A 20,838-nucleotide genomic window follows, 5' to 3' on the forward strand; every position below is an offset into this window, starting at 1 on the left:
CTTTTTTACTTCAAAATTTTTGATTTAGTCTGCCAGGCCTACGGTAATCCAGCCAGCGGTCCAATCGTTATCAGCGTTTACCGCTCCAACAAAATCAACACTGTCAAACCATGAGTCAACAGCATTCATGTCACGAGCTGCATTAGCTGAAACCGTTGTATAACCATTGACAACATCAGCCATAGTCGCTGCAGTTGCATTACCTGTTTGTCCTAAGAACCAATCTTCGGTTGTTAAAGTCGAAGTTGCCATTCCTTTAAAGTTTTCTCCGTTTTCACAAGCAACGACAGAGTTCTCCATGGTAAGGTCACCAGATTCTGCATTCGCTTGAGTCTCTGTAAAACTGTCAACTTCAAGACATTCACCCATCCCTCCAGGACCTGTAATGACAAAGTTATATAGTTCGCCAGCCGTTCCGTGACGAAGCAATACGCCTTCAGAATCAGAGCTAGCAGCACCAATAATGGTGAAGTTTGCAACAATTGGATCAGTTACCGGAGCAGTACCAGGAAAATCTTCTGAGTTATCTCCTTCGATTCCTCGGTTTACAAATGCAGCATCATGTTTAATTAACACGTACTGTGCTCGACCGATCCAACCGAAAGCCCAGTCAAAACTGTCATCGCCGTTTGCAGTTAATACAAGGTGTTTAACATCAACCGTTCCACCGAAGAACTCAACACCATCATCTAGGTTCTTATGAACTTGTATGTAATCGACGGTTGTTCCTCGGCCAACACCGGCAAACGAAATACCGTTAAGTTCATCACCTGCAGCAAGTGCTTTACCAGCGTACTTAACAACAACGTACCGAAGGGTTCCAGAGTTATCTTCTGGGTCGTTTCCACCATACACACCAGCATCACCCTCTGCAGCAATACCACAGCTCTCTAATTCAGAACTTGAAGTATCGCCATCACCATTTCCGTCACATAAATTAACCGGAGCATTACCAAGCAGAACTAAGCCGCCCCATTGGCCAACTGTAGTTGCTTCACCAGTAACGTCTTGCACTGAAGTCATAATGATTGGTGCTGTAGCACTACCTAAAGCTTCAATTTTTGAACCTCGACGTGCGACTAAAAAGTCATCACCAACTTCACCAAAAATAACGGTACCTGGTTCAATGTAAAGCGTTGCACTGTCAGCATTATCATTACCAACTGCCGTTCGACCTTGAAGAACCCAGTGTTTATCGTTCGTTAAAACAGTGTCTTGAGTGATTGTGGTGTCTGCAGCAAACTTATAGACAGGCTTGTCTGTAATTGCTGGAAATTGTGAAGAAGCATCGGTTGCTAATCCACGATCAGAAGCTGAAGGAATATTCGCAGGAATTCCAGAGTTAACTCCGTAAGTCCAACCTTCCATCCAGTTGTTCGCACCATCGAACGCACCAATGTAATCGGTTGACTGGAACCAATCATCGTCAGCCGATAAATCATATCCACTGCCTAACAAAGGAGAACCAGAGCGAGGAGTAAATCCATCCGCCAGTAAGTTAAGCGCTTCAACATTATCGAAAGCAGAATTTCCAGTTTGACCTAAGAACCATTGTTCTGTTGTAGCACCTGAAGTTGTAGCTGTACCTTTAAAGTTTTCACCATTCTCACAAGCAACGATAGAGTGCGTCATTGCTAAAGAGCCGTCTTCTGCATTTGCGCGCGTTTCTGCAAAGCTATCTACTTCTAAACACTCGCCCATTCCTGCTGGACCAGTAATTAAGAAGTTACGTAAAAGACCCGCTGTACCGTGACGTAGTAACACACCTTCTGAATCTTCGCTTGGTGCGTTATTACCGATAATTGTTACATTAGCAACCGTCGGTGTGGTTAATGGCTCAGCAGACGGGAAATCTTCGCTGTTATCAGACTCGAATCCTCGATTTGCCAAGGTATCGTTATGTTGGATGTAAACGAATTGTGCACGCCCAGTCCAGCCAAACGCCCAGTCGAAACTATCATCACCATTGCCAGTTAACACAACATGTTTTACATCAACGGTTCCGCCAAAGAACTCAACACCATCATCAAGATTTTCGTGTACTTGGATATAGTCAACGGTAGTACCACGACCAACACCAGCAAATGAAATACCATTGAGCTCATCACCAGCAGCAAGTGCTTTACCAGCATGCTTAACAACAACAAACTTTAAAGTTCCTGAGTTGTCTTCTGGATCATTACCACCATAAAGACCTGCGTCACCCTCGGCAGCAATACCACAGTTAGCGAGTTCAGTTTCGTCGGCAGTATTGTCACCATTACCATCACAAAGATTTGATGGCGCATTACCTAAAAGTACTAGTCCACCCCATTGACCAATGCCTGTTTCTTCACCGGTTACATCTTGAATTGAAGTCATAATAATTGGCGCACCAACTGTACCAACGGCTTCAATTTTTGATCCTCGACGTACAACTAAGAAGTCATCGCCAGTTTCACCAATAAGATAGGTACCTTGTTGAACGTAAAGAGTTGTTTGATCTGCATTATCGTTACCAACTGCCGTTCGACCATTTAAAATCCAGTGCGCATTGTTGGTTAAAGTTGTATCTTCGGTAAACACAACGTTTTCATTCAATCGATACACTGGCTTATCTGTAATTTCAGGGAATTCAGAAGAAGCATCGGTCGCTAATCCTTTTTCGAAAGCGTTATCGATATTAGCAGGGAAGCCACCCGAAACACCTACAGCCCAACCTTCTGTCCAATCGCTTGTTCCATCGAATGCACCGATGTAATCCGTTGAATCAAACCATGCGTCAACGGTTGAAGCATCAATTCCAGCTCCTAATAATGGTGAGCCTGCTAAAGGCTCATAACCATTTGGATCCAAATTCAATGAAGCCGATCCGTTGAACGCCATATTTCCCGACTGCGCTAGGAACCATTCTTCAGTTGTTTGAGTTGATGTTGCGTTGCCTTTAAAGTTTTCACCATTATCACAAGCAATCGCAGAATTGGTCATGATTAAGTCGCCAGCTTCTGCGTTATCGCGAGTTTCTTCAAAGCTATCCACTTCTAAACACTCGCCCATACCGGAAGGTCCAGTTACGACTACATTGTGTAGTCGCCCAGCAGTACCGTGCCGTAATAAAATACCTTCAGAATCTCCGTTAGGCTCATTAGCTCCTACGATAGTTATATTGGAGACCATGGGATTTGAAACAGGAGAAGTTAATGGAAAGTCTTCGCTATTGTCAGACTCAAAGCCGCGATTGGCAGCCGTTTCAGAATGCTGAATGTAAACGTGTTGTGCTCGTCCAGTCCAGCCAAAGGCCCAGTCTAGACTATCGTCACCATTCGAAGTAAGAACAACGTGTTTAACATTGACGGTTCCACCAAAAAACTCGATTCCATCATCAAGATTTTCGTGAACTTGAATAAAGTCAACTTCCGTACCGTCACCGACACCGGCAAATGTAATACCATTAAGTTCGTCACCCGCAGACAAAGCATTACCCGCGTGTTTTACGATAACGTAATTTAAGTTACCTGAATCGTCATTTGGATTGTCGCCACCGTAAAGGCCGGCATCACCTTCAGCGCTAATACCACAGTTTGCAAGCTCATCAGCTTCAGCAACTAAATCTCCGTCGCCATCACACAAGTTAACTGGCGCATTACCAAGAAGAACGACTCCTCCCCATTGGCCAATACCCGTTTCTTCACCGGCTACATCTTCTCGTGATGTCATAATAATGGGTTGAGCCAAAGTTCCATTTGCCGCAATTTGAGAGCCACGACGAACCACTAAAAAGTCATCACCACTTTGTCCAATGATGGTTGTTCCTGCTTCGATAGTTAACATTGCAGAATCGGTATTGTCATTACCGACGGCTGTGCGTCCTTGAAGAACCCATAAAGTGTCGTTAGTTAATGTAGTATTTGCAGTGAATGTGTAATCTGCATCGATAGTACAGACGTTTGAGAAAGAACCAATTGCCGAAGCTTCGGTAGCAAAATCAGGACAGTTACTCGTATCAGGATCAGGATTGTCGGGATTCACAACAACCACCTCATCCCCTTCTTTAATCTCGATATCCCCAGTACAACCCGCTAAAACCAACGCACTCGCCACTGCGCTGGCTGTTAATATTTTTTTAAATTTCATTGTCATCTCCAAATGGATCGATACAGCATTTATCTTGTGCAGGTTCGCAGAGTAGAGATCAAAAGTTTCAAAAATATGACATTGGGATACGTCATATTTATTTAATAAAGATGACACAAGGGGTTAACAAAAGTGACTTTCATCTGTCATTTTTGCGATCGATAATCAGAGATTTTTTATGAGATAGTCCAAGTGAATCACTTAATTAAGTTTCACTCAAAGATTAAACAAAAATATGCTCTCTCACCTTAATTCTAGTTAAGTTAACCAAGCGACACTACTGAGTTTTATTGGCTTATGTTAAAGTTATATGACAATTTAAAAGATTAAAAAGCATTCTCGAAGTGTTCCACATTTTTCTCCATTTTATTGTTCCTGGCGTTGTGGCAGGCCTATTTTTCCGAAAAAGGTTTTGGTTCGCCTATCTAATAATGATTGTCACTATGGTCGTTGATATGGATCATTTATTGGCTAATCCAATTTATGATCCAAATCGATGTAGTATTGGCTTCCATCCATTACATACAATCATTCCTATTGTGTTCTATTTCGTTGCCTGCTTTATTCCCAAAACTCGTTTAATTGGACTCGGACTTATTATTCACATGGCATTAGACAGTATCGATTGCCAGGTGACCAATGGTGTTTGGTATCACATAACCATCCCCTCTGCCATCTCACTTGAAAAATCGATAAGTTTATCAAGGTATTACCATACAAACTTGACGTATGAAGTATCCCTTTCATAGAGTTATTAAAAGGCCTAAGGATCGTAACGATGGAACCGAACTTTAAATGATAGATAAAATCGATAAAGTCCGCCATGAACTAAATATCATGCGCCGGACATTCTTACATCAAATGGATGCGTTAGAGAACCGTCTCAGATTACTTGAGGAGTATGCAAAGAAAGACATTGAACAACACAGTGAAGACTTATCACTCGATGTGAATTGGGAATCCCTAACAAATGATGTAGCGACTTCACCTGACACAACCAGTCAAAAACACGCAAATTCAGAGACACAACCAAATCAGATAACAGCTCAACCATCCGAGAAAATGTCAAACTCGGCAGAAACCTATCAAGCAGCGGAAAATGCCAATCAAACTGAACAGTCACCAAAGCATGAAACACTTTCGACTCAATCCAAAGCATCCCAAAAACCTTCGCCTTTAGCATTCGCGTTAAACTGGATGATCGAATTAGTCGTTCATCATTGGCAGATTGGTATCCTGTGGCACAAGGTAATTGATACTTATCACGATTACAAGACAAAAGGCAAAGCGCCTTTATTCCTATTCACTGCATCTGGAATCACAATTTTAGTCATTGGACTCGGCTTTCTCTTGCAATTAACCTTTCTTAACCTGACACCAGGCCTACGGGTTGGGAGTGGATATGTCTTAGCCCTGGCAGTCTTATTATTATCGGACTTTATACATCGGAAGAAGCCAAGTATTAAAGGCTTCGCGAGCGCACTTGCTGGGCTGGGACTACTTATTGCTTTTCTATGCAGTTATTTTATTGGCCCATACTTTAACTTAGTTTCACCTATTACGGCCTTTAGTATTTTTGCTCTCATAACGGCTATCGGTTTTGGGCTTTGCTTTCGTTTTAACGCCAGCATTCTGTCAAACATAGCTTTGTTAGGTGGAGTCTTTTTACCCTGGTTATCCGGAGCACCACAGGTGCTCTCCTTAACTTATACAGGTTATCTTTTCATTTTAAATATTGCATCTTTAGTTTTAGCAAGAAATCTTCATCTACGCTCTCTTACCATATTAACCATAATCGCTACCTCAGCTTCACTTGAATATCAGCTCGTTACTAACGCTGCCAGCCAAATTGGCTTTATCGCATTAATTCATGGATTCTTTCTTCTCTATGCTATGGCGATTTACTTCTCTGCTCGTCAAAAACTAGATGCAAAATTACTGTCGCTATTGAGCACTAACTTGATAGTTTATGTATTAATTAATTGGCAATGGTATCAGTTGTTTAATCAGAGTACGCCTTTCTTACCATATCTATTAATGGGCTCTTTCTTCTCAGGGATAGCTCTTTTTAGTTTGCTCAAAAAGCGTATTTTTGAACTCACATTAAGCGTATTACATGCAGGAGTTTTAATTGGGCTATCGGCGCTTGCATTATTGGGCGCTGATGGCAGCGGTGTTATTTGGGCGATTGAAGGTATTCTACTATTTATTCTCGGCTTTATTTATAAACAAAGAATTATTCGCATTGAAGCATACATTGCATTAATCGTCTCTTTGGTCCTTAATGCTTGGACATTATTTCAATGGTGGTTTAACCCAGATTTAAATAACATCATCCCTCAACTTACTTACCTCGCTGCAATGGGCGTGGCGGCGCAAGCTATAATAGCTATCCCTAAATGGCTGAAAGGCGAGTGGCCAGAGCAAGAAGGGGTTGTTTGTTACTGCTTGAAAGAATGGGTTTCCCTGTGGGTATTAGGAGCGACCTTAGCTTTAATCCATTTGTACATTCCCTTTTTATTGGCAGTCGCACCATTAGGTCCTGCATTTATTTTAGTCAATAGACACTCGAAACACCGACTAGCCTTTTCACATTACCTTGCCTTTATTTCTTTTGGATTAAGTTTTCTGCTTTTATCGATAAATATTGCGGACACGGGGACACTACGGTTTAGTCAATGGTCTTGGCAGCTAAAATTGAACGGAATTATATTTTTCTCCTGTTGCTGGTTACTACCTAGCTACTATCAAAATAAACTAAGGAATGGAAGTCTCGCTAAAATGATGAATGCAATAAAATTATCCTTTTGGATTTTGCTTCCTATTATTGCTTTACCAAGTCTATTCCGTCGTATTCCAGAATGGTTTGGTGTTTTCACTTGGCTATCAACTATTGGTGTAAGTATTATTTACTGGCAAGTAAAACATTGGTTATTAGGACTAGAGCTATTACTTATTGTCTTTATCGCTTCGATAGCGACAGCCGCTAGCTGGTTAATAATAGAGCCGGTTCCAAACGTTTCTAATTTGATTGCGCTACTTCTTGGAATTACATTCTTTACTTTAGTAATTAAGCTATGTCGAAGCTACCAAAAAAAGTGCTCGACCGATGTTAAAAGCCCATTTGGTAAAAGATTTAACGTATCAGCCTTACCATTTTACCCAAAAACAGTAACCATGAGCTACTATCTAGCACCAATACTATTGTCGGTTATTGTTTTTTCTTTAACAGAGAAGCTGTCCTATGTTTTTTTAAGTTTGGCTTTATATTTCTTTTCTGTGGTTTTCTTATGGCAAAAACTAATACCGTTAAGACACAAAAAAATTAAACATTTTGGACATCAGTTAAGATTGGGTTGGCTTTTTACTCTTTCTTTAATACTTCTGGGAGCAATAACCGACAGTCCCACTGATCTTTCAATAGCCGTATTCGTGACAGCATTATTAGGATACATGCTACATCGACCACATCACTATCGAAGTATGACTTTAGGACAACACCAAACTTTACCCGTCTCGCTTTGGTGCTACCAGATAACCGTTGTTTTCTGTTATTTAATGATTATTAATTCAATTGCTGGTCATATTTATGGCCCAATATTAAGTGTAACGCTTATACTTCATTCCATAACTCTATTATTTATCATCCGACGGCCATGGTTAAAATCTCTTGAAAAACTAGGCTTAGGGTTATTCATTTTAAGTTTATTGAAGATTTTCCTTTATGACATGCGCGATTTTTCCATGATAGAAAAGGTGATTAGCTTTATTGTTATTGGAATCGTTTTATTAATTGCAGCCTTTCAATATCAAAAACTGAAAGAGCGAACAGAAGCTATAGATAGCAATAGTATTGAATAGTTAACTTTCTTTAGATATTGGAATTGAAACATTTACTCTCAGCCCATGAGGTTCTTTATTCTCTGCTGTAATCAATCCCTTATGCACTTGTATTGCTCGAGCTGCAATTGCTAACCCTATACCTGCCCCACCTTTTTCCCTTGTTCGAGCAGAGTCTGTGCGATAAAAAGGATCGAATATTTTAGAAAGACTTTCCGGCTCAACTCCAGGCCCATTGTCCTCGACCTGAATTAAAACAGTGCCTACATTTAATTGACTAACTATTTTGATAGAAGAGTTATTTTCTGAATAACGAATTGCGTTACGAATAATATTTTCGATTGCACTGTATAACAGTTGAAAGTATCCATTGATACGAACGGCAGATTCTAGATGACTATTGATGTTTACTTCTTTTTCGCTTGCTTCAAAAGCAGCATCTTTAATGATGTCTTCAAGCATAGAGTCAATATCAATGACAACTGAAGACTCGTGTACTTGACCTCGCTCTAACGCAGCAATATTTAACAATTGCTCTAACATCTCATCAATACGAGAGCACTCTTTTTCAAGTCGTTGAATGTATTCACTAGATTTTTCTCCCTCTTTTTTTTCCAGCAATCCTAATGTAATTTGCATTCGGGCTAAAGGCGAGCGAAGTTCATGAGAAATATCAGATAATAATTGCTTTTGCGTCGATATTGTTGCCATTACTTTTTCAGACATTACATCAAAGTCACTCGCCAAGTGATAAAACTCATCATTTCTATTACCCAGAAGTTCGACTGCAGATATTGACTGACCACTTGCAACTTTATGGGTAATCGCCTGAAGTAATTTAATCGGACGAGAAATGGACCATGCAAGTAAAAAGCATAAAAGAGAACTCACTATCAAATAAATTAGAAAGAACCAAGGACTTATATTATTTACAAAATAATAAATTAAACGTCCTTTGAACCGCCCTATAAATTGTGATACGAACAATGAGTAAGAAGTTCCATCAAGTACAACTTTTTGAGGCCCAATGTAGATAAACTCACCATGCGTAGCAACCGAGACTTCATTTTTATTTATTAAAAGAGCCTTTATCGCTTCGGGGGGCTCTTTTCCCGAGCGCAACTCTTCATTCTCATTAACCAAATAAAAGGACTGGAATCCAGATTCTTCAATATGGTGCGGTGGTGGTGCAAAATTTCTAAGTAGTCGGCGAATGATTCTTTCCTTTCTAAAATCAGCTGCATCCGATTCAATTACATAAGCCAATTTATCGATAATCGCTTTCATTTTATTGTCTGCAGGATGAAAGGATACTGAATCCTTTAATAAAATCCAGCTGAATATAGAGACGATGACCATAACGATCATAACCATCCAAAACCAAGTAAATATTTTCCAAAATAATGAAAAACGACTAAATGGCCACATACTGATATCCAACACCTCGAATAGTCTTGATACGCTCTTTATTATCTGGTGACACACCAAGTTTTTTTCGGACATGACTGATATGCATATCAATACTTCTATCAAATGCCATAAGTCGACGCCCCAAACATTGCTCACTGATTGACTCACGAGTCACTAAAGCACCGACATTATCCAGCAATAACATCAATATTTCATACTCAGTACCCGTTAGCTCAACTTCAGAGTCTCCAAGAAATACCTGACGTTTTGATGGAATAACTTTGATGTCAGCATAAAGGCGACTACTTTCTTCTTGATCAAGTTGAAGAGAAGGCGGGAGAGCTTCAACTCGACGAATAATACTTCGAATACGAGCGGTTAATTCTCGAGGATTACAAGGTTTAGAAAGATAATCATCAGCTCCCAACTCAAGTCCAAGGATTCGATCAATTTCATCACCTTTTGCAGTCAACATAAGCACTGGAGTTTTTTTCTTTACACTCAGTTCTTTTAAAACCTCAAACCCTGATTTTGTCGGTAGCATGACATCTAAAACGATGAGATCGAATTGATGGTTATTCAGCATTGTGGATACAGCACCGCCATCGTGAACCATTTCGACGGTAAAACCTTCTTGACTTAAGAATTCAGAAAGGAGCTCACAAAGCTCTTCATCATCATCTACTAATAAAATTTTATGCATGATTACTACTACCTGGCCTGCAAACAAATTTAACTCTTTGAATTACGACTAAGTATCAGTTTAAAATAAGTTGGGGTCATTGAGTAGACAAAAATATCAGTTCTCGTTTTCTTTACACAATCTTTACATTGCCATAACCCTACTTTTCATTACAGGCGATAAACTAAAATTGTGTGTCAATCAATGAGGAAAACACTATGAAACATTTCACTCAACTATCACTTAGTGCTCTTTTTTTACTATTTACAAGCTTATCTTTTGCGGGCCCTCATCATGAGCACCACAAATTTGAGATAATGAAGGAGAAGCTAGAACTGACTGACGATCAGGTATCCGCTATTGAAGCAATACATGAAAGTCAGAAAAGCAGTGCCGAGCCTATCCACAAAGAACTCAAGACAATTAAAAAATCAATACATCAAGCATTAAACGCATCGCCAATTGATGAAGAATCTGTTCGTTCATTGTCTCTTGAAGCCGCAGAAAAGAAGGCAGAACTTATGATAATGAAGGCCAAGTCGCGATTACTCGTCGAAGAGCAACTAACGAAAGAGCAATTTGCAAAAATGGAACTATTAAAACAGAAGTTTAAACAGCATAGGTTTAAAGGCAATAGAGACTAAGCCTGTTTCTGACTAATTCTATGAAAAGATGATTCAACGACATTTTAGAAAAGTTCTCTTCCTATAAGTTGAGAACTTTTTTTATTTCCCGTAACGTTGAACTACTTAAAAAAAAAGAATAGCAAGATGCCAATTAAAACGTTACTAATCATAGCTTTTAGCTGTGTCTCAATATATGCAAGTATTCCGGACGCCCCTCAGAGAAAACAAGGAGAGGGGCCCTTTCAACAACTGATATTACGCAGCGTGACTATGATTCCAGGCCATGGCTCTCCTCCAGTAGGACCTGTTGATATTGTTATCGAGAAAAACAAAATAACCCAGATTGCTAAAGTTGGTTACCCAGGTGTCCCGATTAAAAGCAAACGCCCGGTAGCGAAGAGAAACGCTAAAGAACTCGATTTAACTGGCCACTATGTATTACCAGGATTCATCGATCTACATGGCCATATAGGAGGAAAAGCCCAGGGAACACCCGCCGAGTACGTTTTAAAGCTATGGCTAGCACATGGCATCACAACTATTCGTGAACCAGGGAGTTTTAACGGCCTTGACTGGACGTTAAGACATAAAAAATGGAGCGATGAAAACCGAATCGCTTCTCCTAGAATTTTTCCTTACGCGAACTTTGGTGCTGGACGTAAGAACAACTTTACCTCTGTTAGTGAAGTTCGAGATTGGGTTAATGACATAGCCGATCAAGGCGCTGTTGGCATAAAGTTCTTCGGCGATCGTCCAGAATTTATTCGTACGGCAATCAAAGAAGCGAAAAAACATGGTATGACAACGACAATGCATCACGCTCAATTGGATGTGGTACGCATGAATGCCCTTATTAGTGCGAAAATGGGGTTAACCAGCATGGAACACTGGTACGGCTTACCAGAGGCGATGTTTGAAGATCAGGTTATCCAAAATTACCGGCTCGACTACAACTATCAAAACGAACAGCACAGATTCAGCGAAGCAGGAAAATTATGGTTACAAGCCGCAAGTCCGGGTTCAAAGAAATGGAATAGCGTTAGAGACGAATTAATCAAACTCGATTTCACACTTAACCCTACTTTCACAATTTATGAAGCTAACCGAGATTTAATGCGGGAACGCCAGGCTATTTGGCATAAAGAATACACTCTGCCGTCTTTATGGGAGTTCTTTGAACCAAGCCGTTACTCTCACGGTTCTTACTGGTTCGATTGGACAACAGAGGAAGAGATTAACTGGAAAAATAACTTTAAACGCTGGATGACCTTTGTTAACGACTTCAAAAATCATGGAGGCCGTGTCACCACGGGCTCAGACTCTGGTTTTATTTATAAAGTTTATGGGTTTGGCTACATTCGGGAGCTCGAGCTGCTGCAAGAAGCCGGTTTTCATCCTTTGGAAGTCTTAAAATCGGCAACTATCAACGGCGCCGAGGTGCTCAATATAGACAGTCAATTAGGCTCCATTGAGGTTGGAAAATTAGCCGACTTAGTCATTTTGAAAGAAAACCCTTTGCGTAACTTTAAAGTGTTGTATGGTACTGGACACTTTAAACTTGACGAAAATAATCGTCCCACTCGTACCAAAGGAATTCGCTATACGATAAAAGATGGCATCCTTTTTGATGCCCAAAAGCTATTACAAGATGTAAAGAAAATTGTAAAAGGAGCAAAAAACAAACAATAATCTCAAAACAAAAGTCTCAAAAGCGCTATAACTTATTAATTTTTAGGTCAATTTATCATTAAAAACTTGGTTTTTTCGGTAATATTTTACTAAAATGCTCTCAAATGGATAAAATTTATTCGGTTTTATTGTCTGATTTTCTTGACAAAGCTGCTTCAACCGATAAAATCGCCACCCGAGATTTAATGTTAACCGATTCACACAATCATCCAGTCTGGCAGAGGTAACTTATGGTCGAGACCAAATCAAGTTTGTATAAAGCTGTTCGCGCTGTACTATTCCCTTCTCTTGTTGCAACGTCACTTGTTTCAACGGTTAAAGCAGAAGAAGAAGGTGCAGATAAAGAAAAAATAATCATCACCGGCTCTCGTATTAGCCGAACAGAATCCGAGGGAGCTGCAACCGTCGTTAGTATGACTGCCGATGAAATGCAGCAACAAGGTTTTACCACCTTGTACGAAGCTCTAAACTCTTTTACCTCGCAAACAGGCGCCTTTACTGGAGAACAGTTTACACGAGGCTTCCAACCTAACGCTCAAGCTCTCAATTTACGTGGCTTAGGGCCTGGTCGAACTCTAATTCTTCTTGATGGACGACGTGTCGCTGACTACCCATCACCTTACGATGGCAGCAGTAACTTCGTTAACTTGTCACAATTCCCAATGGCTATGATAGAGCGCGTGGAAGTAATGGCGGGCGGAGCGTCAGCTATCTACGGTTCTGACGCAATGGCCGGTGTTGTCAATATCATTACTAAAAAGAGCCTTGACTCGCACTTTGCTGGTATTCGCCTAGGTGATACGGAGCGCGGCGGCGGAGCATCAACACGAGCTCAATATTATGGCGGCACCGAAGGCGACGGATACGATGCCTTATGGTCCTTCGAATATTATGGCGTTGATCCAATAACTGGTGCAGACAGACCTTATATCGGAGAAAAGTTTACCTACACGACGTTAAATCCTGTCGATTTTCGAGATGAAAATGGTGATGGTTTTATTAACTACGGTAATCAAAGTATGTGTGATTCTTTTGGTTATGGTTATACGCCTTTTGTCGACGGTGGAGGCAATGAACTCGACATTGGTCGCTGTACTGATTTTCAAGATACCCACAGAAGCCTGAGAAACGAACGAGACAGAGTCAACTTGTTCGGTCGCTTTAGTATGGAAATCGGCGACTACAGTCAATTCTTTACTGAAGTTCACTTGTGGGACATTCAAGCGAAGAGTAACTCCGGTGAGCTTTTCTGGAGCTCTGGCGATAACAATGTCGTTACAGTCATTGATCAAGTTGACTTTCTAATCAACGGATATCACGCACCGTTTTTCCGCAACTTCCCAGAAATAGACTCGTGGGTTGACCACGAAGAGCAAGGCGCAGATATCAAAATCGGATACAGTGGCCTAATTAACTTAGAATATGATTTTGAGTTAGTACTCTCTCACAGCTTTCAAGAAAGCTCTGACTCCTCAACAAGATTTGAAACAGAAGCGGTTGAATCTTTTTATTTAGGTTCTCTTATTGTTGAAAATTTTAACTTCGGTGGCGATATCATCGATTTGTATGAAAACCCAAACTTTGATCTTAATCGATTTGTAACACCATTAACCCCAGCGGAAATCGATCAAATAACAGGAACTAACAAAGATAATAAAGATAGCTCGGTTACAACCCTTAGCTTCACCCTAACAGGCGATCTTTTTGAACTCGGCGATGATTATGTACAGTTTGCGGCAATCGCAGAGTATGGAAAGAAAGAATACGAAATCGAACTTGATCCTCGCACGTTAACTGGTGGCTGGTTTGGTTTAACGGGCACAGAAGGTAGCGGTGAGCGAGATAGATACGCTCTTGGTATTGAAACACGCTGGCCTTTACATGAAACGTTAGATATGACACTTGCCGGACGTTACGATAGTTATGACGACGATACTGACGTTGGTGGCGCATTCACTTACAACATCGGATTTGAGTATCGACCGATCGAATCTCTACTATTGCGCGCAACGGCAACCAGCAACTTCCGTGCGCCAGACATGCATTACGTTTATGCTGGAGAAGGCGGATTCTTCATCAATGTATTTGATCCTTTCTTCGCTCAAACGGTGAATATTCAAGGTGTCAGCAATGGCGTTCTTGAGCTTGAAGAAGAAACCGGCAACACAATGTCTCTCGGTGTCGTATACGAACCAACAGAAGATTTATCTTTCTCTGTTGACTTATACGAAATTGAAGTTGATGACTTAGTTCAACCTCTCGATGTGACTGAACTTATGCGCGGTGAAGTTACCTGTTTATTAGAGCCAGATACGCTACCCGCGGCTGTGTGTGATGATATCAACAGTAGGATAACTCGTGACCCAAATACGTTTGAACTAGAGAGCATTTCTCTTAATCCAGTTAACACCTCATACTCAAGACAGCTCGGTATGGATACCAGTATTAAGTACAACTTAAATACTGATAGTTTTGGCTTATGGTCATTCCATACTAATCACACCATTGTTCTGAAAAGTGAAAGACAGTTAACGGAATTTAGTGAAGTAGAAAGAGATTGGCGTGATGACCCCTTTAATAACGACTTACGTAGTCGATGGAGAGGTGGTTTCTCTTGGTTGATGGGCGACTTTAGAACCAGTATGTTGTTCAATAGAATTGGTAGCACCAATAGCCAAGTACAGCTATTAAAACGCTTAGATGACTGGACAACCTACAACTTCTCGCTGTCTTACATGCCAACAATGGATTTAACCATTGATTTCATTGTTAACAACTTAACGGATAAAAAACCTTATGTTGAAGAGGGCAATACAAGCTGGCCTTATTTCAACTCTTCGCACTACAATGCGATTGGTCGAGAAGTCTTCATTGAAGCAAAATACGAATTTTAATTAATTCGTTACTATTCAAAAGCCCGGTAGATTCTATCTACCGGGCTTTTTTATTGAATAATTACTTAACTCATTAAAAATTTTTCAGGCAAACCTTTAATACGAGTCCCTTGATAATTAACCATTCCTAAGTAAGCTTCCGGAATCATATTTTTGAGCGTCACTAAATTATCTTCGAACGCTTCCATGTTTTTATCAACTTGGTTTGCGATCCATCCAGCAATTTCTAAACCTCGACTCCTAATACTTTCTAAAGTTAACAAAGCATGGTTTATACAGCCAAGACGCATTCCGACTACAAGAATAATTTTTGAGTTAATTGTTAACGGAATTTCAGAGAAGCTTTCACTTTCATTTAACGGAACTAAAAAGCCACCGGCTCCTTCGATGAATACACAATCACTATTCGGAAAGCAAGCGTGTTTTTTCACCATTTCTAGCGTAACTTTTTGCCCCTTTTCTTTTGCTGCAATATGAGGAGCTATAGCTTGTTCAAAGCAAAACGGGTTTACTTCTTTATACGATTGAGAAGAATTCGCAGCCTGCCATAAAGCGACACCGTCTTCATTACGCAGCTGTCCATCTTGATAAACACCGCCTGAAGCAACAGGTTTATAACATGCAACTCGATACCCGAGTTCACCTACTGTTCTAGCAAGCAGTGTGGTAACATAAGTCTTTCCGACTTCAGTATCTGTTCCAGTTATAAAATAATATTGACTCAAAGCAAAAGCCCTATTTAACTGATCGATATTTTAAATGTATCACTAGAAGAATGATTTTTAGCTTTTGCCCCCCAACCATGACCATAAATTGCTTCATAAGTTGCTGGAAAAAGATTGTTTTGAGAGAAGTTATTGCGATAGCAATCGATCATACTTTGCCATTTCCCCTTACTCATCAACCCGCTGTGTCTATCTTGATTAACATTTTGCGCACCAATTCCTTTTAAATCCTGAACGACTGCTTTTACCGATTCATAGGTAAAAGTTAGTTTTTCCATATCCATCACCGGTTGAGCGATACCACTTCGAATCATTACATCACCAATATCATGCATATCAATGAAGTCATTAACATGATTCTTATCATCAACCGAATGCCAAGCTTGCTTTAGTTCGGTTAAAGTATCTGGTCCAAGAGTCGTGAACAATATTAACCCGGATGGCTTTATCACTCGAGCAAACTCTTGAAACGTCTTATCTAAATTCTCACTCCATTGCAATGCTAAATTTGAAAATAGTAAGTCTACTGATTGGTCTTCAAAAGGTAATTCATCCATATCTGCGACTTGATATTTAACTTTATCAAACCATCCTTGAAAGCGCTCAGCTTGTAGAATCATTCCTTCCGCAATATCAACGCCATACACTTTAGATTTCTTGAAGCGCTCTTTTAATTTTCGTGTGTAATTTCCAGTTCCACAGCCAACATCAACTATCAAATCAGGAGAAATCCTCATGAGCTCTAACCGCTCAAATAATCGGTCTCCTATCTCACGTTGAATAAACGCAAAGTCATCATAATTCGCTGCAGCTTTCGAAAAATTACTTGCGACAGCTTGTTTGTTCAAACAGACTTTTTCCATACTTCACTTCTTTAAAAAACTCAATACTTCTTCTGTAAACTCTTCTCGATGCGACAAGAAAGGAGCGTGGCTGGCTTTTCGAAAAATAACTTCTTTACTTTCAGGTAATAGTTCGGCAATTCGCTCTGCAGCTTTAACAGGCACCAATCCATCTAAGCGACCATAAATTCGTAATGTATCATGCTCAACATTTCTCAACACTTCACGTAAGTCTACTTCCTTTAAAATATTCAAACCACCGCGTAAAGCTGCTTTAGCGGGATGTCCATGAAGAAAAACGGTATTTCTCAAAGATTGAATATCCTTTTTTTGCGTTTCACTGCCTAAAGTTTGAATTGCCAAAAAACGAATCAAAGTTGACTCATAGTCTTCTTCTAATAAACTCACAAAATTATCAAGAACTTTTTCTTGCATTGCATGAGGCCAGTCAGAATCGTTAATAAATCGTGGATTACTCGCCACCGTAATTAACTTGTTAACTCGACCAGAATGATGAGCCGCAATGTAGCTCGCAATCAATCCACCCATCGACCATCCCAGATAATGAGCATTGTCTGGCGCAACGTCCAGTACCTGCCGAGCTAACAAATCTATCGTGTAATCTTCACTCGGTAAGGGACTTCGACCAAATCCAGGCAAGTCAATATTTGTAACTCTAAAATGAGGCGCTAAGCTCTCGCACAAATTTTCAAAGATCCCACCATGAATTCCCCAACCGTGAATTAAGACTAAATCGGGCCCAGCTCCAACTTGCTCAAAAAAGGGTTTTAATGCCATAAACTCAACTCACTTTACTGACATTGCTTTTAAACCAGGAATCCAACAATTGCACAAGTCGTTCAATATCTTTTTCTTGATGTTCGGCATTTAGCGTTATTCTCAATCGTGCAAAACCTTCTTTTACTGTTGGTGGTCGAATGGCACCCACCCAAATATTATTTGACTCTAAAAACTGTGCGCAAGCGATACATGATTCGGTTTCGTAAAGCAATACCGGCTGGATCGCCGCTTCTGAAGACATAAGCGGGATCGACTTTAGTTCTGCCAAAGATTTAAAGAGCTGAATATTTGAGATCAACTTACTCCGTCGCTCATCATCATTTCGAATAATCTCGATACTTTTTTGCGTAGCTAAGGCTAATGCAGGAGAACTGGCTGTCGTGTAAATATAAGGGCGAGCGAATTGAGTAATGACTTCGCCAATCAATTTGTTTGTGGCAATAAAAGCACCACTCGTTCCCAAAGCCTTACCGAAGGTTCCCATCAAAACAGGAAGCTCTTCTTCAGAAAAATTAAAATAGCCTTTGGTTCCAGTACCGTATGCACCAATAACACCTAGTCCATGCGCATCATCAACGATTAAGATTGCGCCTGTTTCTTTCAAAGCTTGCTGATAGTCATCAAGCGGGGCAATATCACCATCCATGCTGAAAACGCCATCTGAAATAACAGACTTAAATCGATAACTCGTATTAAGCTGTTGTTTTAGTGAATTAACGTTACAATGCATAAATCGCTTGTTCGTCGCATCAGTTAAACGCATACCATCAATGAGTGAGGCATGGTTAAGTTTGTCATGCACTATTAAGTCAGGCTTATCAAATAACGCCTGCATTAAAGCCAAATTTGCTTGATATCCACTGCTAAAAAGAGACACATGAGAATAGCCCAACCAGTTTTTTAAGGTATCTTGCAGTTTTTCATGAGCGACTTGATGACCGGAGATCAAGTGTGAGGCTCCGCTACCAACACCAAACTTGTCAGCACCCAACTTTAATTGCTCAACAACTTCTGGGCGACGTGACATCGACAAATAATCGTTACTGGAAAAATTAACTAAAATACGGCCATCACGAGTAACTTTTGGTCCCTGAGGTCCATCTAATGTTTTTATCTGACGATAAAGAGATGCCTCTTTTTTACGCTCTAACCTTTCGTTTAACCAATTTGCGTATTCAACATTCATCTAAAGCGCTGCATTGGTAAATCGAACGCCACCGACAGAACCGACTTGTTGAGTGGCATCCACTGGTTGTTGAGTAACTTCACGTTGCTCTGGAACAATTCCTAACTTTTTAAATAAAAGCTCATCCTTATTTTGTTCTGGATTAGCCGTTGTTAATAAGGTATCGCCATAAAAAATTGAGTTCGCGCCAGCGTTAAAACACAACGCTTGCGTCTCTTCACTCATATCTTCTCGACCCGCAGATAACCGAACATAAGATTTAGGCATCATAATGCGTGCAGTTGCAATGGTTCGAATAAATTCAAAGGTATCAAGCTTTTCTACATTTTCTAAAGGCGTACCTGCCACAGCAACTAACATGTTAATCGGAACACTCTGTGGATGCTCAGGTAAATTGGCTAACTCTCTTAATAAACCGAGTCGATCACTTTTATCCTCGCCCATTCCGACAATACCACCGGCGCAGACATTAATTCCGGCATCACGGACATTCTGCAAAGTGTCGAGTCGATCTTTATAAGTACGCGTTGTGATTATTTGCTCGTAATATTCTGCAGAGGTATCCAGATTGTGATTATAATAATCAAGACCTGCATCTTTTAACTCTTGAGCCTGGGCCTCGTTTAACATCCCTAAGGTAACGCAAGTTTCTAGCCCAAGCGCTTTAACACCGCGAATCATTTCTAATACAACAGGAAAATCTTTTTCTCTTGGAGAACGCCACGCAGCCCCCATACAAAAACGGGTTGCGCCCGTATTTTTCGCTTTTTGAGCATTTTTCAAAACTTCTTCAATTGCCATTAATTGCTCTTTAGAAAGCCCAGTATTGTAATGACCGCTTTGCGGACAGTACGCACAGTCTTCGGGACAAGCGCCTGTTTTTATACTGAGCAATGTCGAAGTTTGTACTTCATTGGGATTAAAATGCTTGCGATGAATTGTCTGCGCGGCATACAGCAAGTCATTGAATGGCAAATTAAAAATGGCTTCAACTTGCTCTTGAGTCCAGTTGTTTCGTACTTCTCCAGAAATTAAATCAGACAGTGTATTCATAAAGCTCTCAAGCCAGTTTTCAATATTGCTCCAAAGTTTACTCCGAAGGTTTTATCAGTCAACGATACGACGCTATCGGAGTTAACAAATGAGCAATATTTAACCACTCCAATTTAGAGTTTTTTCCTTTAAAGTTCTTATCCAACCAATCACGAATCTTAAAACGTGGTATTCATTCCCTTTCCTACTTTGAGCACTTGTTGAATTGAGATAAAATCGGCCGTGTGATCTACTAAGTATCTCAATGGATGAGAATCGATGATGCATCAAATTGCCTCAATCCTAACGCCAGGATTATTTGGCACTCATTGCCAATTATGTTTTTGCGCTCTGGACCGACAAGAGTCCTGGATTTGTAATTACTGTGCTATACGACTTCCTAGCTATTCTCGAGGCTGTATCACTTGTGCGCAACCTATTCCTACTTTCGAGAAGGAAAGCCCTCTCTCTTGTGGTAAATGCTTAAAAACTCAGCCCGCTATTAACCGCCTGACATCATGTTATTACTACCAATATCCTATTGATAAATGGTTGACCCGATTTAAGTTTGGACGACGCCATGCGTACAGTCAGTGGCTTGCCAAACAGTTATTTAAACGTATTGAATTTAACGACCGTGCATTACCGGAAGCGATTATTCCCGTCCCTCTTCATACCAAGCGACTAAAGTACCGAGGATTTAATCAATCTCAACTGATTGCCAACCACCTCGCTTCCATGCTTAATTTGCCAGTAATCACTAAAGGTATTCAAAGAAAAAAGTCGACGCTTGCTCAATCGGGACTCTCAATGAAACAACGGCAAAATAATATTCGAGATGCTTTTCAAGTCACTACTCATATACCTGAACATGTTGCCATTGTTGATGATGTATTCACCACCGGAAGCACAACTAATGAGTTGGCAAAATGCCTCAAGAGAGCTGGGAGCAATATTGTCGAAGCCTGGGTAATCGCCCACGCGCCAAATCGCTGAAA

The 20,838-nt window shown here is 40.4% G+C and carries 14 protein-coding genes; 6 read left to right on the top strand and 8 right to left on the bottom strand.

Features of this window, described 5'->3' with window-relative positions:
- Window positions 1-24: 24 nt before the first annotated feature.
- Entirely contained in the window at window positions 25-4,113 is a 4,089-nt protein-coding gene (locus tag FAX86_RS03550; protein WP_144391952.1) for a hypothetical protein, read from the bottom strand.
- 344 nt (window positions 4,114-4,457) lie between these two features.
- Here FAX86_RS03550 and FAX86_RS03555 point away from each other — a divergent pair, with 344 nt between their 5' ends.
- Window positions 4,458-4,862, top strand: a complete 405-nt coding sequence (locus FAX86_RS03555; RefSeq protein ID WP_246128493.1) for a DUF6122 family protein — start codon at window positions 4,458-4,460, stop codon at window positions 4,860-4,862.
- Between the two features lie 46 nt (window positions 4,863-4,908).
- The gene (locus FAX86_RS03560; RefSeq protein ID WP_144391953.1) at window positions 4,909-7,974 is read left to right on the top strand and encodes a DUF2339 domain-containing protein; all 3,066 of its coding nucleotides are present in this window, start codon (window positions 4,909-4,911) and stop codon (window positions 7,972-7,974) included.
- Here FAX86_RS03560 and FAX86_RS03565 read toward each other — a convergent pair whose 3' ends face one another.
- Window positions 7,975-9,381: an ATP-binding protein gene (locus FAX86_RS03565; RefSeq protein ID WP_164503443.1), complete on the bottom strand. Its 1,407-nt coding sequence runs from the start codon at window positions 9,379-9,381 to the stop codon at window positions 7,975-7,977.
- Window positions 9,368-10,066 (bottom strand): response regulator transcription factor, encoded by a 699-nt coding sequence (locus tag FAX86_RS03570; RefSeq protein WP_144391955.1) that lies wholly within the window; start codon window positions 10,064-10,066, stop codon window positions 9,368-9,370. Before FAX86_RS03570 ends, FAX86_RS03565 begins: the two co-directional genes overlap by 14 nt.
- 197 nt (window positions 10,067-10,263) lie before the next feature.
- On the opposite strand from FAX86_RS03570, the gene FAX86_RS03575 reads away from it, so the two are divergent.
- The 3 genes from FAX86_RS03575 (at window position 10,264) to FAX86_RS03585 (ending at window position 15,254) form a co-directional block, all read left to right on the top strand.
- Window positions 10,264-10,689, top strand: a complete 426-nt coding sequence (locus FAX86_RS03575; RefSeq protein ID WP_144391956.1) for a Spy/CpxP family protein refolding chaperone — start codon at window positions 10,264-10,266, stop codon at window positions 10,687-10,689.
- Window positions 10,690-10,815: 126 nt separating this feature from the next.
- Window positions 10,816-12,360 carry an amidohydrolase family protein gene (locus tag FAX86_RS03580; RefSeq protein ID WP_144391957.1) on the top strand — a complete coding sequence of 515 codons (1,545 nt, stop codon included), beginning with the start codon at window positions 10,816-10,818 and terminating at the stop codon, window positions 12,358-12,360.
- 230 nt (window positions 12,361-12,590) lie between these two features.
- Window positions 12,591-15,254 (top strand): TonB-dependent receptor plug domain-containing protein, encoded by a 2,664-nt coding sequence (locus FAX86_RS03585; RefSeq protein WP_144391958.1) that lies wholly within the window; start codon window positions 12,591-12,593, stop codon window positions 15,252-15,254.
- Between the two features lie 65 nt (window positions 15,255-15,319).
- Here the strand turns inward: FAX86_RS03585 and bioD are convergent, their stop codons facing one another.
- From bioD to bioB, 5 genes are read right to left on the bottom strand one after another with little or no spacing between them, the layout of a single operon-like run.
- The gene (bioD, locus tag FAX86_RS03590; RefSeq protein WP_144391959.1) at window positions 15,320-15,979 is read right to left on the bottom strand and encodes a dethiobiotin synthase; all 660 of its coding nucleotides are present in this window, start codon (window positions 15,977-15,979) and stop codon (window positions 15,320-15,322) included.
- A 14-nt stretch (window positions 15,980-15,993) separates the two neighbouring features.
- The gene (gene bioC / locus FAX86_RS03595; RefSeq protein WP_144391960.1) at window positions 15,994-16,842 is read right to left on the bottom strand and encodes a malonyl-ACP O-methyltransferase BioC; all 849 of its coding nucleotides are present in this window, start codon (window positions 16,840-16,842) and stop codon (window positions 15,994-15,996) included.
- Window positions 16,843-16,845: 3 nt separating this feature from the next.
- The gene (gene bioH / locus FAX86_RS03600; RefSeq protein WP_144391961.1) at window positions 16,846-17,619 is read right to left on the bottom strand and encodes a pimeloyl-ACP methyl ester esterase BioH; all 774 of its coding nucleotides are present in this window, start codon (window positions 17,617-17,619) and stop codon (window positions 16,846-16,848) included.
- Window positions 17,620-17,623: 4 nt separating this feature from the next.
- On the bottom strand, window positions 17,624-18,808 hold the full coding sequence (locus FAX86_RS03605; RefSeq protein WP_144391962.1) for an aminotransferase class I/II-fold pyridoxal phosphate-dependent enzyme: 1,185 nt from the start codon (window positions 18,806-18,808) through the stop codon (window positions 17,624-17,626).
- On the bottom strand, window positions 18,809-19,861 hold the full coding sequence (gene bioB, locus FAX86_RS03610) for a biotin synthase BioB (RefSeq protein WP_144391963.1): 1,053 nt from the start codon (window positions 19,859-19,861) through the stop codon (window positions 18,809-18,811).
- 258 nt (window positions 19,862-20,119) lie between these two features.
- On the opposite strand from bioB, the gene FAX86_RS03615 reads away from it, so the two are divergent.
- Window positions 20,120-20,836, top strand: coding sequence for a ComF family protein (locus FAX86_RS03615; RefSeq protein WP_144391964.1), 717 nt, complete (start codon window positions 20,120-20,122; stop codon window positions 20,834-20,836).
- The last annotated feature ends 2 nt before the right edge of the window (window positions 20,837-20,838 follow it).

This window comes from Pleionea sediminis (genome assembly GCF_007570825.1).
GTDB lineage: Bacteria > Pseudomonadota > Gammaproteobacteria > Enterobacterales > Kangiellaceae > Pleionea > Pleionea sediminis.

Excerpts from the sequence above, each read along its gene's own strand:
- FAX86_RS03550 (WP_144391952.1), bottom strand. The coding sequence starts at position 4,113 with ATGAAATTTAAAAAAATATTAACAGCCAGCGCAGTGGCGAGTGCGTTG.
- FAX86_RS03560 (WP_144391953.1), top strand. The coding sequence starts at position 4,909 with ATGATAGATAAAATCGATAAAGTCCGCCATGAACTAAATATCATGCGC.
- FAX86_RS03565 (WP_164503443.1), bottom strand. The coding sequence starts at position 9,381 with ATGTGGCCATTTAGTCGTTTTTCATTATTTTGGAAAATATTTACTTGG.
- FAX86_RS03570 (WP_144391955.1), bottom strand. The coding sequence starts at position 10,066 with ATGCATAAAATTTTATTAGTAGATGATGATGAAGAGCTTTGTGAGCTC.
- FAX86_RS03575 (WP_144391956.1), top strand. The coding sequence starts at position 10,264 with ATGAAACATTTCACTCAACTATCACTTAGTGCTCTTTTTTTACTATTT.
- FAX86_RS03580 (WP_144391957.1), top strand. The coding sequence starts at position 10,816 with ATGCCAATTAAAACGTTACTAATCATAGCTTTTAGCTGTGTCTCAATA.
- FAX86_RS03585 (WP_144391958.1), top strand. The coding sequence starts at position 12,591 with ATGGTCGAGACCAAATCAAGTTTGTATAAAGCTGTTCGCGCTGTACTA.
- bioC (WP_144391960.1), bottom strand. The coding sequence starts at position 16,842 with ATGGAAAAAGTCTGTTTGAACAAACAAGCTGTCGCAAGTAATTTTTCG.
- bioH (WP_144391961.1), bottom strand. The coding sequence starts at position 17,619 with ATGGCATTAAAACCCTTTTTTGAGCAAGTTGGAGCTGGGCCCGATTTA.
- FAX86_RS03605 (WP_144391962.1), bottom strand. The coding sequence starts at position 18,808 with ATGAATGTTGAATACGCAAATTGGTTAAACGAAAGGTTAGAGCGTAAA.
- bioB (WP_144391963.1), bottom strand. The coding sequence starts at position 19,861 with ATGAATACACTGTCTGATTTAATTTCTGGAGAAGTACGAAACAACTGG.
- FAX86_RS03615 (WP_144391964.1), top strand. The coding sequence starts at position 20,120 with ATGATGCATCAAATTGCCTCAATCCTAACGCCAGGATTATTTGGCACT.